Source organism: Sporofaciens musculi (assembly GCF_009830285.1).
Classification (GTDB): Bacteria; Bacillota; Clostridia; order Lachnospirales; family Lachnospiraceae; genus Sporofaciens; species Sporofaciens musculi.
In genome coordinates this window covers 2,141,588-2,158,390 of record NZ_WUQX01000001.1, presented here as the reverse complement: position 1 = coordinate 2,158,390, position 16,803 = coordinate 2,141,588, and the positions used below count along the sequence as shown (strand labels likewise).

Genomic DNA, 16,803 nt, shown 5'->3' with positions numbered 1-16,803 from the left:
TCCAATAAGATATACCCAAAGGGCATCCTGTAATCCATGCCCCTAGCGGGGCGGGCGGACTGCGTCCATTAAGGTATACTTTTTCGTAACGATTTCTATGGAAAATTTTTTAGACATATGCTACAAAAAATAGAGATTAAGTTTATTGACTTTTTGTCGATAATATATTAGAATGGTTGAGAATTTATTTTAAATGTACCATTATGAAAAAGTATACTTTTTCGTAACGTCTTTTTTCAAATATAAACAGGCACAAGATACTTCCAAAATCACGGAGATACCTTGCGCCTGTTTTTTATCTTCAATTTTCTTGATTACATAAAAGTCTTGGCAAACCCCTCAGCCAATCAGGGCTGCCCCTGCCCCCTTACCATAAGTCCAGGCAGTTATCCCAAAACATGAGACATTTCTATACCCAAAGGGCATCCCGTAATTTCACAGCCTGCCACAGCAGAAATCCGCATACCCTAATGGACGCAGTCCACCCGCCCCGCCAGGGGCATGCATCACGGGATGCCCTAAGGGTATACTTTCTCTCCGCCTTTCTGCCGCCTCCTCACTGAGCCTCTGATACTCTCTTTTCCTCTTTGCCTTAGCTTCATCCTCGGCTCTAATCTGGGCTTCGATCTTCGCCCTCACCTCCGGCTTTAAATCACCAGTGACATAATAGGTTACCGTTCCGTCCGGATGAATCACAACACCCGACGAGTGAATTTCGTGCCCCATAGCGGAAAGCTGCGCTTCACACGCGGGCAGAGTCTGGAAGTAATGTTGTATCTTCCCTTCATAATAGGCTGCTTTTTCCGGATTGCTCGCCATCTGCTCTAAAATGTTGGGCGCTATTACCACATTCCCTGTTCCAAACGTTGCTCCTCCGATTCTATCCATACTTTTCTGGTCGTTCATGACACTTTGGACCATCACATTTCCATACCTTCTCTCCAGATACTTCTGATATGCCTCCACCGGCGAAGAACCCGTTGTTTCGCTGATACTCTGTAATTGCTCTATAAAACTTATACCTCCGTCAGCCTTTTTCTGTGTTTTCCCCACAAATGAAGACACATCAGCCAAATCACCCTTTACAGTTAAAACGTTCATAGTTACAGCAATACCTCCTGTCTTATGCGCTGGCTCTGAAAGAAACGTAACGCCTCCAGTTCCTTTTGTATCTTACTTTCAGCTCCATCCTCCATAATCTTAATATACTTCACACGCAGTCTCCATTTCCTTTCCTGTTCAGCCTCAAACTGCCTTCTTTCTTCCTCTGTAGGCCCCGTAATCTCTCCGCCGCTGCTGGTAACAGTACAATTCCTCACATCTCCGTTTTCATCCAGATCAAACACATAACTTTTGCTCGCCTGATGCTCTGCTACATTCCCTCCGTAGGATGCAGCCACCGTATTGTCCCATCTGTCATAATCCTCCTTCCATTCCCTTAGCTTCGCCACAATCTTTCTCGCATAGGCAGGATCTGCGTCCATCTTTTTTTGCAGACTCTCCGGGATGAGAATTGCAATTCGGCCAGGGCCGATACTGCCATAGTTTCTCTGCAAATCACCGCGGGTCTGAGGTGGATTCTCACCTAAAGGTCTCCAGTCATTTAAAGCGTCTGCACTGGTATCTCTTTTAAAATACTCCCAAAAGGGGAAATCATTTCTCTGCCAGTTAGCAGAAGAAATATCTGCATTTCCCACATGGGTGATGACGTCATACTGGGGGAAGGCATCTGCAAAATTATCCGCGCCTACATATCCGGTGTTAAATAATTGACTAATGGCTGAAACATAATCCACAGAACCCGCCATTTTCTTCGCATAAGCATCCCGAAAGGCATTGGCCGAATTTTTATCCCCAATTTTATTAAGGCGTTCCTCATATGTTTCACCCATAAAAAGTCCGGTTTTCGTTCCTTCCAAAGTATCCGGCTGCTTTGCCGATTCCTCTGCTGATTTTGCAGCCGCAAGCTCTGCAAAACTCATGCCATCATTCTTACCCGCTCCTTCTTTTTTCAGAAACAGCTCCGTTAAATTGTACCCTTTTGATTTGCCTGTCACTTCAAACTCCATCTTCATTCCTCCTATTTTGTTCTGGTCATAGACAAATAGCTTCCGCTTACGATGTGCCCTATAAGTATATCGACAAAGAATTCTGATTTTCAATCATAATGGAATGAAATGGTGGGTTTTCGGGAATAAAAGTGATATACATTCATCTGCTTACTGCTGCCCCAATCCACATACATGCCATGAGCTAAAAAAGCCGCCCCACAAAGCATAAAGCACAAGATATAGTAAAATCCAAATCATAGACAATACCATACCTTGCGCAATTTCACTTCATAGAACAGTCTCTTTCAACAGCAAAATAAATTATATCCCGCCAGGATACACAAGATGATACACAACACCGCCACAAACATGTTCGGCAGAATAAGTGCCAGAACCATTCCAAGCGCCACACAGAACAGGGCAAATCCTATAACTCGCTTCATCACAGCCACCCTTGCCCGCATTTTTTATATCATATGTGCCGTCCCTTAAAAAAATGCCTCCGTTCTTCTAAATACCTGGCAATATTATAAAACCTACTGGTCATCCTGTGCCGAATCTAAGATGTCCATCACCTCATCCTCTGTCATCTTATCTTCTTTTTTGGACCCAAAACGGTCAATCATATCCGGCACCATGTCCAAAATCTTCGTCATGGTATCCTGATTCTTGACATTCACAAGCTTCGTATGTCCATTCTGAATTACAAGCACCGCACTGGGAGTAATCTTACCGCCAAGCCCGCCTGCGCCCTTCTCCTTCTTGTCCCCGTTGAATGCTCCTGCGCCCACGGCAAAAGACACATCCACCAGAGGAAGGATGATGGTATCCCCGATATGGATTGCTTCTCCTACCACAGTCTTAGATGAGATTACCCCATCCATTCCGTTAAACAAAGCCTCCACTGTTCCCTTAAATTGATGATCCGTCATAATCCGATTCCTCCTACTGCTTATAATTCAAAATTTCTCACATGACGGTAGGTCATGCGCACTTCCTTACTCCACACAAGTTTCCACAAAAGCTTCAAAAAATAGCTTGCCCGAAGCCGCCCTGCAATCTTTAGCTGCCCGTCAAACACCCTTTTCTCAAAATCCGGATGAATATCCACATCGTCGCCCAAGAAGGGATAACACATGCTAAGTCCAGCCAGAACCTTACCAGTCAGGGACGGATCGTCAAATCCATAGCGGATATCCGCCTGAATTGTCCCAGGCTTCAGCCTGCGAAGCAGGAAAAGCACTTCATCCCTTGCCTTCATAAATGCTGTCTGATGAATCTCATCCGAGAGAAACTCTATGATCTTATCCTTCTTTTCCAGCAATCCCTGAACCTTTTGGATAAGCCCCTCTACGGTACTGCCAATCTTCTCCGGTATCCCAGCAATCTTGCGGTACAGATTGGCTATCTTCTGGTAAATGCTTTGACAGATGCCTGCAGCCTTCTGCCATATTCCGGTCCCTTCTTCTTCAGTTCCCTCATAATCCGTTTCCCGTTCTTCCCCGCTGTCTTCAGAAACAATCTTCCATTCCTGCTGGTCAGCTTCCCAATCTTCCTGCCGTTCCTTACAATCAGCGGACTCTTCTTCCTCCATATCTTTTTCGGCCTCAAGGACCCGTTCCATCTCCCGTTCCAGCTCGTCCACCAGCCGTTCCGGCTCTTTGGACGAATTCCGCACATCTCTGCCAGACGCTCCCCAAACCTTTTGTTTTTCTTCAAGCCCTTCCACAGAACCTTCCCGTTTTTCTTCAGGCTCTTTAACGGGCTTACCCTTTTCTTCTTCCAGAACTTCCCGATGCCTCTTACCGGCTTCTTCCGAACCAGACCCAAAAGAGACCGGCTCTTGTTGAAGTTCTTCTTCCCAATCCTCGTCCACTTCTTCATCATATGTCTTCACCTCTGCTTCTATAGTCTTTTTTTCTTCCTGACCGCTTTGTATCTTCTTCCACCCAACCCGAACCTGCCAGGAAAACACCTTGTCCTCATAGCACAGATTCACTCTGACCAGATGTAAAAGCCACGTCACTTTGGCTTTCATACAGGTTTTGGCAAATGTGCCCTTTGATACGGCCTTCATGTCATACCTGACCGGAACAAAAAGAACGACACAAACCAGTAATACAAGTATCCCCAGTATTACTGCAATTATAATCCCTATGATTTTCAAGATAAGCAATAGAATATGTAGCATCTTACTCTTCCTGTTCTCTCTCTAATATATAGGAACGAATGTCTGCCCCTTTTGTCTTATTATACACTTCCTGAGCGATTTCTTCCACCATTTCTACCGCATCTTCATAACCTTTTGCAAGTCCGACCACAAATAAGTCGTCATGAGGAAAATTCGGCTGTAAAAAGACCATGGAATGATAGATCTCCAACTGATTCTTCTCATTATTCGCCAAAGTTATGACATGGATATTCATTTGCAGTTTATTATTGTTAAGCTTACGGATGATCTTCTCCTTTTTCCGAAGCCCCTCCGCCACATATAGATGTTTATAGTATCTCATATTCCGCCCCTCTTGTACACTAAAATATCAAAAAACTTAATAATAGGCGTCAAATACCTGCTTCGCCACATTGACGGCTTTCCCTTCCCCATCAGAGGATTCGATAATCACACTGATTACCAGCTCAGGGTTGTCCACATTGGTTAAACCAATATACCAGGAATGGTCCTTTTCCTTGTCAGAGCTGTATTCCGCCGTTCCGGTCTTTCCTGCCGCCGTGTAGCTTTGGCCCCGAAGCACCGTCGCCGTCCCGTACTCCACCACACCCGTCATATACTGCTTAAGCTGCGCTGCCTCGTCCGCCGTCATCAGCGTCTTATACTCTTCCGGAAGGTTCTTATCCACCTCCTGTCCAGTATAGTTCGTAATCGAATCCACAAGATACGGCTTCATGAGAATCCCGCCGTTGGCGATGGCGCATGTCACCAATGCCATATGATAGGGGCTAACCTGGGTCTTGCCCTGGCCCATGGCAGTCATCATCTTATCCGCGCTGGTGGCCCCTGTATCCAGCATAAACTTACTCTTACTATAAGGCAGAACAGAAGGAAGCTTTGAGTCGAACAACAATTCCTTAGATGTCTTCTTAAATCTGCCCATATCTAACGAAAGCCCAATATTACAAAAAGAGGTATTACAGGAGTATGCAATACTGTCCGCAAAAGACACCTGCCCATGGACATTTCCGCCGAAGCAATGGATTGTCGTCCCGTCCTGCTCAATGGCCCCGCCGCAGTTATAGCTGTAACTCGAAGCTCCCAGATTCTCCCGCATATACTCAAGGGCTGTAATCACCTTGAAGGTAGAGCCAGGCGCGTACTGCCCCTGGGTGGCGCGATTCAGAAGCGCACTATTAACATCTGTATTCAAGTATTCCCAATCCTCCGACAGCCTATTCGGGTCAAAATCCGGCTTTGAGAGCATCACCAGTATCTTGCCTGTACTCGGCTCCATCACCACAACTGCTCCCTTAGCGTTCCCCATGGCCTGATATGCCGTTTGCTGCAGATTTGCGTCCAGCGTGGTAACCACGCTGTCCCCCATATTCTTCTTGTCCTGGAACTCATTTTTTAATTTCTCAAGAAAAAATGCATTGGATGTCAAAAGTTCAAAATTCGTCACAGATTCGAGCCCTGATTTGCCGTGGTCGCTGTAGCCCACCGTATGGGCAAACATATTGCCATAAGGGTACTCCCTCGTCTCGGTTCCGTCCTCAGATACCAGCGTCCTGGCCAGTACGTTCCCGCTCCTGTCCAGAATATTTCCCCGCACCACCCGCTCCGCATAGGAATCTTTTCTGGCATTGTAGGGGCTTTGGATGTACTCCTTACTCCTTGTAACCTGGAAATAGCTGATATATCCCATCATAGCCAGAAACAGCGCGACGAAAATATACGTGACCCTAGCGAACTCTTTGTTCCTTGCGCGCTTTGCCTTGTTCTTTTTCCGGTCTTGGCGGTCGGCTTCTTTTCTCTCTTTCCGGGACATCTCTTGTCTTTCTCGGTCTGCCCACACCCGCTTCTGGGCCTCTCTTTGCTCGTAGCCTTTCCTTTTTTCTTCTCTCAATATCCTCTTCCTCGTCTTCCCTTACTATATATAATCCCTGGATAATAGCAAACATAACCAGCGTGCTAAGCAGCGAGCTTCCTCCATAGCTTACAAGCGGCAGCGTCACTCCCGTAGACGGGATGAACTTGGTCACTCCCCCAATATTCAGGAAAGCCTGGAAAATATAACAGGTCCCAAGTCCAAGAGCCACCATCTTGTAGAACATATTGTGAAGCTGCATGGCAATATTTAGGAACATTACATAACAACTGACACAGATGAGAATGATGCACAGGGCAAATATTAATCCCATCTCCTCTGATATGGCGGAAAAGATAAAATCCTCATCCGCAACAGGAATCTTCTCCGGCATCCCCTGGAACAGCCCCATTCCAAACCATCCGCCTGTACCGATGGCAAAAAGGGACTGGGCAACCTGATATCCTCCGTTGTCATAGACCGCAAAGGGATCTCTCCATGCCTCTACCCTGGTTCTCACATGGTTGAACAAGTAATAGGCCCCCACTGACGCCACGCTGCCCGCGCCAAGTCCGGCGGCAACATACAGGAACTGATGGGTCGCCACATAGAGCATGGCCAGATACACCACGAAAATAATCAAGGCTGCCCCCAGATCCTTAGACACCACGAGAATCAGCACATGGAAGGCTGCAAGAGCCGTGGTTATCACAATATTCTTAAATTCCAGCGACATCTTGAAGCTGGATGCCACAAAAAACACGAAAATAATCTTCACCAGCTCTGACGGCTGGATGCTGATTCCTGCAACCGTGAACCCAAGCTTCGCCCCGTAGGACACCCGCCCAACTACCACGACAATGGCAAGGGATGCAATTCCGGCAACGGCATACAGATTTCTCCATTCTGACAGCTTCTTAAACTTCCGGATTATGACCGGAACCGCCATACTGACCGCAATCGCCCCTGCTGCAATGACGTACTGCTTCACAGCCTTCTCATAATTCAGCCTGGCCAGTATAATCATACCGATACAAAGCAGCATACACATATTATTCACCACCAGCCTGGAGGACTTGGGATAAATATTCGTATACAGCGTTATAGTTGTGATAAATAATATCACCTGTATCACATAAAATGCAAGAATCTTGATGTCCTCCTTTTCAAGATACATCACCATAAATGCATTGATATGGATCATAAACATCAGAACATTCTGCCTTCTTAGCATACTTCTCTGCCTGTCCGGATCACTATACCCAAAAATGCTGAAACACAGATATGTATACATGGTAAGCAGCACGATCATTAAATATTTTGATAATTCAACAATAATATTTACCAAATCTTCACCTACTTTACTCCCCTTTTAAAATGCCCTCTCGTATATTCCCCCTGGGGCGGCGCCACATCCTGGCAAAAAAGGAATGCCTCCTCATAAAGCCTCGTGATTTCCCGCACCTGCACCTTTGTTTCTATGGTAAAATCAAGCCTAAGTTCTTCCGGCATAAGCCCTCTGATCTCTGGCTCCTTATCCGCAAGGAACAAAGGGGCGCTGTTGTAAATCACATTATAGCAATAGCGGCAGCACCGCCTTACCGCAAACCGTTTCTGATAGCGGTCAGTCAGAAAAGCTACCCCTTCCTCCTTTTGACATCTTCCTGTTGTCTTCTGGATACAGTTTGCCGTCACCATGACTGGCTGATATCCATAGACCTGTAATGCTGCTTCTTGGATTCCAAGCTTCTTAAGCTCTCTTACGTTTAGCTCAGCCGAAGCCGTGAACCGGCTAATTCCCTGCTTCTTCATAAAAGTCTTGCCATATCTGTTAAATACATACAGGTTAGAGTCAGAACAAATGTCTTTCTTATAACCACGACTCAAAAGCCACTGGTAGCTTTCCCAGTTGCGAAGCAGAACACCGTCATAAAAGCTCTCCATCTCGCCATAAAAATCCTCCCAGCCCTTCATATCCGCCATACGGAAAATGTGGGGCATTGCCAGAAAATACCGATGGGCCTTTCTGTACTTGGACAGATATTGCCTAACCGGCTCCTGCACGCCAAGTTCATCATCTATGTATATCGTCCCTATATTTCCACAGTCAATGACAGCCTTAAGCTGAGGGAAGGTCAAAACAACACAGGACAGATATGGCTTGTACTCTTTCTGTACTCCAAGGTGCGAATCTTCATCCTTGATTTCACATAGGCCAAGCCTTCTGCCATCCTCCTTACAGCCTTTCAATTCTAAGTCCAAACCTTGTCCACCCGTTTTACAGGCAGGCGCTTCTGACTCCTTCCTGTGGTGTTTGTCCAGAATCGCCTCCGTAAGCCTTTGAAGCCCATCCCTTCGCAGCTCATTTAACGCCTGCACAGGAAGGAAGCACTCCCCGTCCATCTCTACCCAAAACTTCTCAAACCGAAATTCTGTGCCGCCGGTCTTTCGCATCTGTTTTTCCGTTCTCTCCACATCCAAGGGCTGCCGCATGGCAGGCTGTACTGTCCCGCCTTTGCACTCTACCTCTAAATCATGATAGGTTAATACCAGTTTAGCACGCTCTCCCACAGAAAGTATTAAATTACCATTAATTTTTTTCTTGTATTTTAAATTCCTGAAGGTGGTTTTCCTCCTTCTCCCCTGACATACGCTGAAAGGAAACCATCTCTTTTCCGTTATGCCGCCCATAATATCCATCCGTATACCCTCTGCGCTGATAAGCGCCATAGAGCCTGTCTCGGTCAGCCTTCTCCACCTTATAACCTTTTATGCCCTTCTCAAGATAAAGATCTGCATATTTCCGGTAAATGCTTGTCACAGTGTACACGTAATCCGGCTGCTTCATCCTGCCCTCAATCTTGAAGGAATCAATCCCCCCCTTCAATAAGCTTTGGAAGCATGTCAATAGTACACAGATCCTTAAGGCTCATCAAATCTTCAGCCTTTCTCCCCTCTGCCTGCCAGGGAAGTCGGCAAGGCTGAGCGCACTGTCCCCGATTGCCACTTCTGCCGCCGATCATGCTGCTTAAAAGGCACTGTCCTGAATAACAGTAGCACAAGGCTCCATGGACGAAGCACTCAATCTCTATCCCCGTCTGCTCCTTCATACGGCGAATCTCATTAAGGGATAATTCTCTTGCAGGCACAACCCGCACCACGCCCTGTCTTTTTAAAAATTCCGCCCCGTCCGCCCCTGTAATGGTCATCTGGGTACTCCCATGGACATTAAGGTCTGGAAAATATCTGCGCAAATACTCCAACACCCCCATATCCTGGACGATTACACCGTCAAGCCCCTTAAGATAATAGGGAAGGAGATATTCATAAAGCTCCTCTGTCTCGGAATCTTTCAACAGCGTATTCACGGTCAGATAAATACGCCTCCCATGAATATGTACATAATCAATGGCCCAAAGCAGCTCGTCCTCGGTCAAATTCTTCGCATATGCTCTCGCTCCAAACCTTGTCCCCCGATATAGACTGCGTCCGCCCCCGCACAGACGGCAGCCTTTAAGCTCTCCAAGGAGCCGGCCGGCGCAAGTATCTCAATCTGTCTGTCAATCATATACCCTCCCTTAAACTTGTCCTAAAAGTCCTTTCCTTCACCCCATATAAGCCTGGTTTAAGACTCGTTACCACTTCCTTAAAAAAGGCTGTCAAAAGACAGCCTATTTCTTACGATTATTCTTTATCTCCGTTTCAAGCTGGACAATCTTCATCTGAAATTCCTTATTTTCTTCCTTGAGCTTGTCCATAGACTTTTCTGCATTTTCCAGCTTGATCTGAACAGAAATCAATTCATGCTTCAGATCATACATCTCTTTATCCTTTGCCTCTATATCACTTTCCAGTGTGCCGCCCTGCTTCTTTGCCTTAAAATAATCATCTGCAATATTCAGCGCCAGCAAAATGCTTCTGGTCTCGGCACTCTGCTTCCGGTATCCGTCGCTGTTACTGCACTCCTCAATCTTATGATTCAGATAGGTCGATACTTTCTGCAGATATTCTTCACTCTCAAAACCGCTCAGGGTGAATACCTTGCCCCCTATTAATACTTCTGTAAAGTTTTTTGATGATGCCATTAGAAGCCTCCTCGAAATTCTTATGCCTTAGTATACGAAAAACTGTCAGCCACAGTTTTTCGACTCTCACTCTATTATAAACGATACTTCTCCAAAAACCAACTATTTTTCAATAATTTCGCGGGAAATTCCAAGATGGCGGTATGCATGGTCCGTCACAATCCTTCCTCTCGGCGTCCGCTGAATGAATCCGTTCATCAGAAGGTATGGTTCATAGACATCCTCAATGGTTCCTGCATCCTCTCCGATGGCAGCAGCCAGGGTATCAAGCCCCACAGGTCCCCCTAAGAACTTTTCAATCATTACCAGCAATAGCCGCCTGTCCGTCTGGTCCAGCCCCTCCTTATCCACATCCAGAAGATCCAGGGCATAGTTCGCCACCTCCTCTGTAATGTAGCCGTCATACTTGACCTGTGCAAAATCCCGCACACGCTTTAGAAGCCTGTTGGCAAGCCGCGGCGTCCCTCTTGAGCGCCTGGCCAGCGCATCTGCTCCCTTACTGTCAATGCCCACCTCCAACACCTTTGCAGAGCGCAAAAGAATGGTCTTTAACTCCTCCACTGTATAGAACTCCATTCGGTTCACCACACCAAAACGGTCCCTAAGGGGCGCCGTCAGCATCCCCGCCCTGGTGGTGGCGCCCACAAGGGTGAACTTCGGAAGCTCTAAGCGGATAGACCTTGCACTGGCTCCCTTCCCAATCATAATGTCAATAGCGTAATCCTCCATTGCCGGATAGAGCACTTCTTCCACCTGCCGGTTTAAGCGGTGTATCTCGTCCACAAACAACACGTCGCCCTCCTGCAGGTTATTCAGAATCGCGGCCATCTCCCCTGGCTTCTCGATGGCAGGACCGGAAGTAATCTTAAGATTCACATCCATCTCGTTGGCAATGATTCCCGCAAGGGTGGTCTTTCCAAGCCCCGGCGGACCATAGAACAGCACATGATCCAAAGGCTCCTCCCTTGCCTTTGCCGCCTCAATATAGATCTTAAGCGTCTCCTTCGCCTTCTCCTGTCCGATATAATCCGCAAGCATCTGCGGACGCAGATGATTCTCAATCTTAACATCCTCATCCAGATTCTCCGTCGTAATAATTCGTCTGCCCATTTTCAAAACTCACCCTCATTATTTTTACTTTGAAGCGCCTGCTCCATGATGTGCCTTCCATAAGCTCTGCATTTAAAGAGACATATACTTTAATGCCAGCTTCAGCACGTCCTCCGCCTCCATAGCTTCCCCCACTTCCACCTTCTTGACTGCCCTCAATGCCTCTGTACTGCCATATCCAAGGGCCACAAGAGCCTGGACAGCCTCGCCCTGAACCTGGCCATATGTTTCTGTCCCCCCAGACACATCAGAAGCAGAAGCAATATGCTCTAAAGCATCCGAAAGCTCAAGCTTGTCCCTAAGCTCTAAAATCAGCTTCTCCGCCGTCTTCTTCCCTATCCCTGGTGCGGCACAGATTGCCTTCACATCATTGGCCAGCACCGCAAACCGCAGATCATCAGGACTTAACGCTGACAAGACTCCAAGCCCTCCCTTGGGCCCAATCCCATTAACCCCAATCAGCAGCTTAAACACAGACAAATCATCCCGTGAAAGAAACCCATACAACTGCATGGCATCCTCCTTCACATTAAGATATGTATGAAGCTTCACTTCACTTCCCACAGACGGCAGGCGCCCCATGGACGAACCGGACATAAAAACTCCATAGCCAACGCCACCCACATCTATGATTACTTTATCCTCCTCCAACGCAGCAAGCGTCCCTCTTAGATATGATATCATACCATTCCTCCCTCTTTTTAACCAGTAAAAGCAGCAGACGCATATCATAACTTAAGATTCTTAAGCCTCTCCAACATCTCATTCGCCGCAATCCCTATCAGAAGTCCTGTCACAAGTCCGGCAATCAGAAGCACCGGCACATAGTAGATTACGCTGAACGTCTCCACCACCAGCATCGCCACAATAAGCTGTCCAATATTATGGAACACACCTCCGCCAACGCTCACCCCCATTACGCTAAACCCGCGTGCCCGCTTAAGCCCTGCCATCACCAAAAGGCTTAAGAAAGCCCCTGCCAGGCTGTAAATAATGCTGAAATAATTTCCAAACAAAAAGCCGGTAAGGAGCACCCGCACTATGGACAAAAGGAAGGCCTCCCAAAAGCCCATCTTATACAGCGCAATCACGATGATCAGGTTCGCAAGCCCAAGCTTCATCCCCGGAACGCCGAAATGAAACGGTATCAGCGTCTCCACATAGCTAAAGATTAACGCCAGCGCCGTAAATACCCCCAAATATGCCACCTTGCTTTTCAAAAATGTCCCTCCTATGTGAAAACCGTATATATGAAAACCTTCCTACTGCAAAACCGAAAATCTCATCAGTTCGTCACAGCGTCAAATTCCCTGTTCCCACTGGACTCCACCTCCACAACCACCTTATTGGGAAGACAGATAATACTCTCACGGTTCAAAGATACTGGCTTCTGGTGAACGCACAGTTGGTCTGGACAGTCTGCCCAGCTCATAGACGCCTCCCCATTCTTAATCTTCAGCAGGTTCGTGCCTCCATTTATCTCTACCTCCCTGTCTTCCGACAGGCTGTATATTCCTTCAATCGCACCCTCTATCTTAACGATCACCCTGTTGGCGCCCGCACCGCCGATAAATGTATGGACAAGGACGGTAAGCCCCGCCACACACAGGATCACCGCAATCAGAATCCAGTCCTTTTTCTTCAAACCATTCTTCATAAACATCAACCTCATTATTTTCTCTATAACATTCTAACACAAGAAATCCTGTTCTGCAACCACATGTTCGATTTTATGAGAGATTTCCCTTATACATATGAATATTTATGCAATCTTGTACCATGCAATTCAATAATTAGATTTCATATAAAAAAGAGTTTGATTGAAGCCCTCACCTACGCTATAATGATTTATGAAACGAGGTGTATTTATGAAATATAAAAAACTTACCGCATTGCTTGTATCCGCCGCCCTTCTTCTATCTGGCTGTTCGGGACTTAAGAAAGAGCAAAATCAAGTCTATACCGACACTCTCTTTGATACAGTGGTCCGAATCGAGATTCTTGACAGAGCCGATGAAGAAGTGCTGAAGGGCTGTGAAAATATTTGCAAAAAGTATCACGCCATGTTCTCGAACAAGATAGAAGACAGTGAGATTTCCCGTATTAACAGCGCCGGTGGCAATTCCGTAGAAGTCTCCGACGAGACTGTCACTCTCTTGAGGAAAGCAATCTACTACGGTGATCTGTCCAACGGCGCCTTTGACGTCACCATCGCCCCTGTATCCAACCTGTGGGATTTTCATGCAGAAGCCCCTGCTTTGCCGGCTCCGGAGGCGATCTACGAGGCAGCAAGCCATGTAGATTACAAAAATATCCTCATAGACGGCAACACAGTCCGTCTCCTGGACCCTTACGCCTCAATCGACGTGGGCGGTATTGCCAAGGGCTACATCGCAGATATCTTGAAAAAGTATCTCAAAGAGCAGGGGGTCAAACACGCTGTCATTAATCTCGGTGGAAATGTTCTCGCTATGGGAAGCCGGCTGGACGGTTCTGACTACAACATCGGTATCCAGAAGCCCTTTGACATGACTGGAGAACCCATTACCTCTGTACGGATTTCCAACAAATCTGTCGTTACCTCCGGCACATACCAGCGCTATTTCGAGGCAGACGGCAAGCTGTATCACCACATACTGGATCCGAACACAGGTTATCCCTGCGAAAATAACTTAACCAGCGTCACCATTATTACCAATTCCTCCCTCACAGCCGACGCCTTAAGCACCACCTGTTTCCTGCTGGGCTACGACAAGAGTATGCGGCTGATTGAACAGTTAGACAATGTGGACGCCGTCTTTATTACCAATGACAATAAGATTCACTACTCCAAGAATTTTCAGCATAAGCTAAAATAGCAGAATATTGTCTGGATTTTCCCAGATATGACAAAAAACCTTCACAGATTTCTCTGGGAAGGTTTTTGCATGCAAATGTTTAATAATACCAGCTTCCAGCGCTAAAAAGCACAGAGCCAAACAGCGCAAAGAAAATAATGTAGATAACCAGCACCACACCCATGATGACCAACTGAGCCCGACAGAAATTCCTGCGGTTCACATTCGTGGTCTTGCTGAACGCCCACACAAAATATAATATGATGCCCACACATGGAATCATGGCCGCCAAAAGAGTAAGAAGCCAGTCTCCCATGGTCATGGGAGTCGTATCCTGCCCCGGCTCATACATCTGATTGTGCTGATTGCCCGTATTGTAGCTATAGTTGTCCTGATAATTATAATTGTTATTCTGATTATAATTCTGATACTGACTATAATTCTGGTTCTGGTTATAATTATAACCACTGTTCTGACCATTCTGGCCATACTGATAACCATTGTTCTGCTGATTGTAGTTATAGTTATTCTGATTGCTGTATGGATATTGCTGAGAATGATCAGGCTGCGCTCCTGCATTAGGATCTGTATACTGGCCCTTCGTATCTGCGCCTTTGTCCTGCTGACTGACCGTCAAGTCTGAATTCAACTGTCCTCCATTGGAATCACTAACAGGCTGGCTGGAGCTGTCATTCTCTTTTGGTGTATTATCATAATTATTTTCCATCGTACATCCTCCTCGTACTGCTCTGATTACTGTTAATATTCATTTTACCACGGAAACAGCATAATTTCAATCAGTAAACAGCTTTGTGAAAAAACCTTAATAAATTCCTTCCATAATAACTCATAGGCGGCTCTTGGGGAAAATAACACACCATTCTCCAGATATAAAACAAAATCATCAGAATACAAATAATCGCTGACAAAAGCTTAAGCCCTGTCCCCATCCTGCGATTCCTGATATAACGATTCCACCCAAGGATTCCCAAACAGACCACAATAGGATAAATGAAAGGATGGATTTGAAACGCTCCTGCAAAATCCAGCCGAAGGAGCCTAACCCCCGCCCTGGTAAGTCCGCATCCCGGACATGGGAAGCCTGTAATAACCACCATCGGACACAAGCTGTACAGATAATTTTTCGCCAATACAAAATAGGCGATTACTACAATAATCGCCCATTTTATATCTTTGATATCTTTCCATAACAATCTGAAAGCGTTTTGCACTGTCTGTATGAAAGTTCTTTTCATCGGCTGCTGTTCTATTCTCCTCATCATCGAAAGATTTTACATAATAATCTTCTTTGGACACTTCTCAGCACACTTGCCGCAGTCTGTACATTTCTCCGGATCAATATGGGCAACGTTGCCCTCCACCTTAATTGCATCAGACTCACAGACCTTCTCGCACATCTTACATCCAATACACCCAACAGAACAAGCCTTCATCACGTCTTTGCCCTTATCCCTTGAGCTGCACTGTACCAGATGCTTCTGGTCATAAGGAACAAGCTCAATAAGCTTCTTTGGACATGCCGCGATACACTTGCCGCAGGCTTTACATGCGTCCTTATCCACAAGGGCAACCCCGTCCACGATATGGATGGCGTCAAAAGGACAAGCCTTCACACAGCTTCCCTCGCCAAGACACCCGTAATTACAGGACTTCGGGCCTCCTGCCTGCATCATATTCACCATAACACAGTCATTCAGGCCATAATACTCATAGTCTTTTCCTGCCTTATCACAGGTTCCCCCACATTTGACAAACGCAACCTGACGTGCCGCAGCGCCTGCCTCCACGCCCATAATAGCGCCGATCTTCTCCGCCACCGGCGCGCCGCCTACCGGACATCCGCTAATCTCCGCCTCGCCTTTAACGATAGCTGCCGCAAGGCCGGAGCATCCTGCGTATCCGCAGCCGCCGCAGTTATTTCCAGGAAGCACACCTGTGATGGCTTCTTCTCTCTCGTCTACTTCTACCGCAAATTTCTTGCCTGCAACTCCCAGGAACACACCAATGAATAAACCGGTGCCGCCCACGATCACAGCAGCAATTATAATACCTGTAACACTCATTGTCTGCCCCTCCTATATCAGTCCTGAGAATCCACAGAACGCAATCGCCATAAGGGTGGCTGTTACCAGCACGATGGGCGTTCCCTGGAAGGACTCTGAAATGTCATTGTACTCAATCTTTTCACGGATTCCAGCCATAATTACAATGGCGATTAAGAATCCGACAGATGTTCCGATACCGTTAATCACACCCTGAAGAACGCTGTATTCCTTCTGTACGTTGGTCAAAGCCACACCGAGTACCGCACAGTTTGTTGTGATAAGCGGCAGATACACGCCCAACGCATTGTAGAGGGGCGGCATTGCCTTCTTTAAGAACATCTCAACAAACTGAACCAAAGCCGCAATAATCAAAATGAATACAATCGTCTGTAAGTATTCAAATCCCAAGGGCATCAGGATAAATTTGTAGATTAAGCTAGTAACAAGTGACGCTATCGTGATAACGAATACTACCGCACCGCCCATTCCGGCCGCTGTATCCACCTTCTTGGATACGCCCAGGAAGGGACAGATTCCCAGGAACTGGCTGAGTACAACGTTATTCACGAGAGCAGATCCGATTGCAATAATCAATAATTCTTTCATCTATGTAC

The 16,803-nt window shown here is 46.6% G+C and carries 18 protein-coding genes and 1 pseudogene; 1 reads left to right on the top strand and 18 read right to left on the bottom strand.

Annotated features, from left to right (window positions below):
* Positions 1 to 435: 435 nt before the first annotated feature.
* The 14 genes and pseudogenes from GN277_RS10755 to GN277_RS10695 all read right to left on the bottom strand — a co-directional run bounded on the left by GN277_RS10755 (position 436) and on the right by GN277_RS10695 (position 12,943).
* A complete protein-coding gene (locus GN277_RS10755) occupies positions 436 to 1,101 on the bottom strand; it encodes a DUF6033 family protein (RefSeq protein WP_159751029.1) in 666 nt (221 codons plus the stop codon).
* A 2-nt stretch (positions 1,102 to 1,103) separates the two neighbouring features.
* The gene (locus GN277_RS10750) at positions 1,104 to 2,069 is read right to left on the bottom strand and encodes a DUF6033 family protein (protein ID WP_159751028.1); all 966 of its coding nucleotides are present in this window, start codon (positions 2,067 to 2,069) and stop codon (positions 1,104 to 1,106) included.
* 287 nt (positions 2,070 to 2,356) lie between these two features.
* Positions 2,357 to 2,494, bottom strand: a complete 138-nt coding sequence (locus tag GN277_RS29415) for a hypothetical protein (RefSeq protein WP_204162734.1) — start codon at positions 2,492 to 2,494, stop codon at positions 2,357 to 2,359.
* A 93-nt stretch (positions 2,495 to 2,587) separates the two neighbouring features.
* Positions 2,588 to 2,983 carry a GerW family sporulation protein gene (locus GN277_RS10745; RefSeq protein ID WP_159751027.1) on the bottom strand — a complete coding sequence of 132 codons (396 nt, stop codon included), beginning with the start codon at positions 2,981 to 2,983 and terminating at the stop codon, positions 2,588 to 2,590.
* A 20-nt stretch (positions 2,984 to 3,003) separates the two neighbouring features.
* Positions 3,004 to 4,242 carry a DUF2953 domain-containing protein gene (locus GN277_RS10740; RefSeq protein WP_159751026.1) on the bottom strand — a complete coding sequence of 413 codons (1,239 nt, stop codon included), beginning with the start codon at positions 4,240 to 4,242 and terminating at the stop codon, positions 3,004 to 3,006.
* 1 nt (position 4,243) lies between these two features.
* Positions 4,244 to 4,564, bottom strand: a complete 321-nt coding sequence (locus GN277_RS10735) for a hypothetical protein (protein ID WP_159751025.1) — start codon at positions 4,562 to 4,564, stop codon at positions 4,244 to 4,246.
* 36 nt (positions 4,565 to 4,600) lie between these two features.
* Positions 4,601 to 5,929: a peptidoglycan D,D-transpeptidase FtsI family protein gene (locus GN277_RS10730; protein WP_159756646.1), complete on the bottom strand. Its 1,329-nt coding sequence runs from the start codon at positions 5,927 to 5,929 to the stop codon at positions 4,601 to 4,603.
* A gap of 37 nt (positions 5,930 to 5,966) precedes the next feature.
* Positions 5,967 to 7,439: an FtsW/RodA/SpoVE family cell cycle protein gene (locus GN277_RS10725; RefSeq protein ID WP_159751024.1), complete on the bottom strand. Its 1,473-nt coding sequence runs from the start codon at positions 7,437 to 7,439 to the stop codon at positions 5,967 to 5,969.
* 8 nt (positions 7,440 to 7,447) lie between these two features.
* Positions 7,448 to 9,659 (bottom strand): annotated as a pseudogene (locus tag GN277_RS32395) (peptidase U32 family protein).
* Positions 9,660 to 9,762: 103 nt separating this feature from the next.
* On the bottom strand, positions 9,763 to 10,176 hold the full coding sequence (gene zapA, locus GN277_RS10715) for a cell division protein ZapA (protein ID WP_159751023.1): 414 nt from the start codon (positions 10,174 to 10,176) through the stop codon (positions 9,763 to 9,765).
* A gap of 102 nt (positions 10,177 to 10,278) precedes the next feature.
* Positions 10,279 to 11,286 (bottom strand): Holliday junction branch migration DNA helicase RuvB, encoded by a 1,008-nt coding sequence (ruvB, locus tag GN277_RS10710; protein ID WP_159751022.1) that lies wholly within the window; start codon positions 11,284 to 11,286, stop codon positions 10,279 to 10,281.
* 72 nt (positions 11,287 to 11,358) lie between these two features.
* On the bottom strand, positions 11,359 to 11,970 hold the full coding sequence (gene ruvA / locus GN277_RS10705) for a Holliday junction branch migration protein RuvA (protein ID WP_159751021.1): 612 nt from the start codon (positions 11,968 to 11,970) through the stop codon (positions 11,359 to 11,361).
* A 44-nt stretch (positions 11,971 to 12,014) separates the two neighbouring features.
* Entirely contained in the window at positions 12,015 to 12,506 is a 492-nt protein-coding gene (locus GN277_RS10700) for a Gx transporter family protein (RefSeq protein WP_159751020.1), read from the bottom strand.
* Between the two features lie 65 nt (positions 12,507 to 12,571).
* A complete protein-coding gene (locus tag GN277_RS10695) occupies positions 12,572 to 12,943 on the bottom strand; it encodes a NusG domain II-containing protein (protein WP_159751019.1) in 372 nt (123 codons plus the stop codon).
* Positions 12,944 to 13,154: 211 nt separating this feature from the next.
* Between GN277_RS10695 and GN277_RS10690 the strand changes: the two genes are divergently transcribed.
* A complete protein-coding gene (locus GN277_RS10690; RefSeq protein WP_159751018.1) occupies positions 13,155 to 14,144 on the top strand; it encodes an FAD:protein FMN transferase in 990 nt (329 codons plus the stop codon).
* 79 nt (positions 14,145 to 14,223) lie between these two features.
* Here the strand turns inward: GN277_RS10690 and GN277_RS30125 are convergent, their stop codons facing one another.
* The 4 genes from GN277_RS30125 to GN277_RS10670 all read right to left on the bottom strand — a co-directional run bounded on the left by GN277_RS30125 (position 14,224) and on the right by GN277_RS10670 (position 16,795).
* Complete coding sequence (locus GN277_RS30125; RefSeq protein WP_244324674.1) at positions 14,224 to 14,850, bottom strand: hypothetical protein; 627 nt, start codon at positions 14,848 to 14,850, stop codon at positions 14,224 to 14,226.
* 70 nt (positions 14,851 to 14,920) lie between these two features.
* Positions 14,921 to 15,337, bottom strand: a complete 417-nt coding sequence (locus GN277_RS10680; protein ID WP_244324673.1) for a DUF2752 domain-containing protein — start codon at positions 15,335 to 15,337, stop codon at positions 14,921 to 14,923.
* Between the two features lie 78 nt (positions 15,338 to 15,415).
* The gene (locus GN277_RS10675; RefSeq protein WP_159751016.1) at positions 15,416 to 16,207 is read right to left on the bottom strand and encodes an RnfABCDGE type electron transport complex subunit B; all 792 of its coding nucleotides are present in this window, start codon (positions 16,205 to 16,207) and stop codon (positions 15,416 to 15,418) included.
* 12 nt (positions 16,208 to 16,219) lie between these two features.
* Positions 16,220 to 16,795: an electron transport complex protein RnfA gene (locus tag GN277_RS10670; protein ID WP_159751015.1), complete on the bottom strand. Its 576-nt coding sequence runs from the start codon at positions 16,793 to 16,795 to the stop codon at positions 16,220 to 16,222.
* Positions 16,796 to 16,803: the final 8 nt, after the last annotated feature.

Bases quoted from the DNA above. Each gene is read 5' to 3' on its own strand.
- ruvB (WP_159751022.1), bottom strand. From the start codon at position 11,286: ATGGGCAGACGAATTATTACGACGGAGAATCTGGATGAGGATGTTAAG.
- GN277_RS10750 (WP_159751028.1), bottom strand. From the start codon at position 2,069: ATGGAGTTTGAAGTGACAGGCAAATCAAAAGGGTACAATTTAACGGAG.
- GN277_RS10675 (WP_159751016.1), bottom strand. From the start codon at position 16,207: ATGAGTGTTACAGGTATTATAATTGCTGCTGTGATCGTGGGCGGCACC.
- GN277_RS10730 (WP_159756646.1), bottom strand. From the start codon at position 5,929: ATGGGATATATCAGCTATTTCCAGGTTACAAGGAGTAAGGAGTACATC.
- GN277_RS10735 (WP_159751025.1), bottom strand. From the start codon at position 4,564: ATGAGATACTATAAACATCTATATGTGGCGGAGGGGCTTCGGAAAAAG.
- GN277_RS10745 (WP_159751027.1), bottom strand. From the start codon at position 2,983: ATGACGGATCATCAATTTAAGGGAACAGTGGAGGCTTTGTTTAACGGA.
- GN277_RS10740 (WP_159751026.1), bottom strand. From the start codon at position 4,242: ATGCTACATATTCTATTGCTTATCTTGAAAATCATAGGGATTATAATT.
- GN277_RS30125 (WP_244324674.1), bottom strand. From the start codon at position 14,850: ATGGAAAATAATTATGATAATACACCAAAAGAGAATGACAGCTCCAGC.
- GN277_RS29415 (WP_204162734.1), bottom strand. From the start codon at position 2,494: ATGAAGCGAGTTATAGGATTTGCCCTGTTCTGTGTGGCGCTTGGAATG.
- GN277_RS10755 (WP_159751029.1), bottom strand. From the start codon at position 1,101: ATGAACGTTTTAACTGTAAAGGGTGATTTGGCTGATGTGTCTTCATTT.
- ruvA (WP_159751021.1), bottom strand. From the start codon at position 11,970: ATGATATCATATCTAAGAGGGACGCTTGCTGCGTTGGAGGAGGATAAA.
- GN277_RS10690 (WP_159751018.1), top strand. From the start codon at position 13,155: ATGAAATATAAAAAACTTACCGCATTGCTTGTATCCGCCGCCCTTCTT.
- GN277_RS10670 (WP_159751015.1), bottom strand. From the start codon at position 16,795: ATGAAAGAATTATTGATTATTGCAATCGGATCTGCTCTCGTGAATAAC.
- GN277_RS10695 (WP_159751019.1), bottom strand. From the start codon at position 12,943: ATGAAGAATGGTTTGAAGAAAAAGGACTGGATTCTGATTGCGGTGATC.
- zapA (WP_159751023.1), bottom strand. From the start codon at position 10,176: ATGGCATCATCAAAAAACTTTACAGAAGTATTAATAGGGGGCAAGGTA.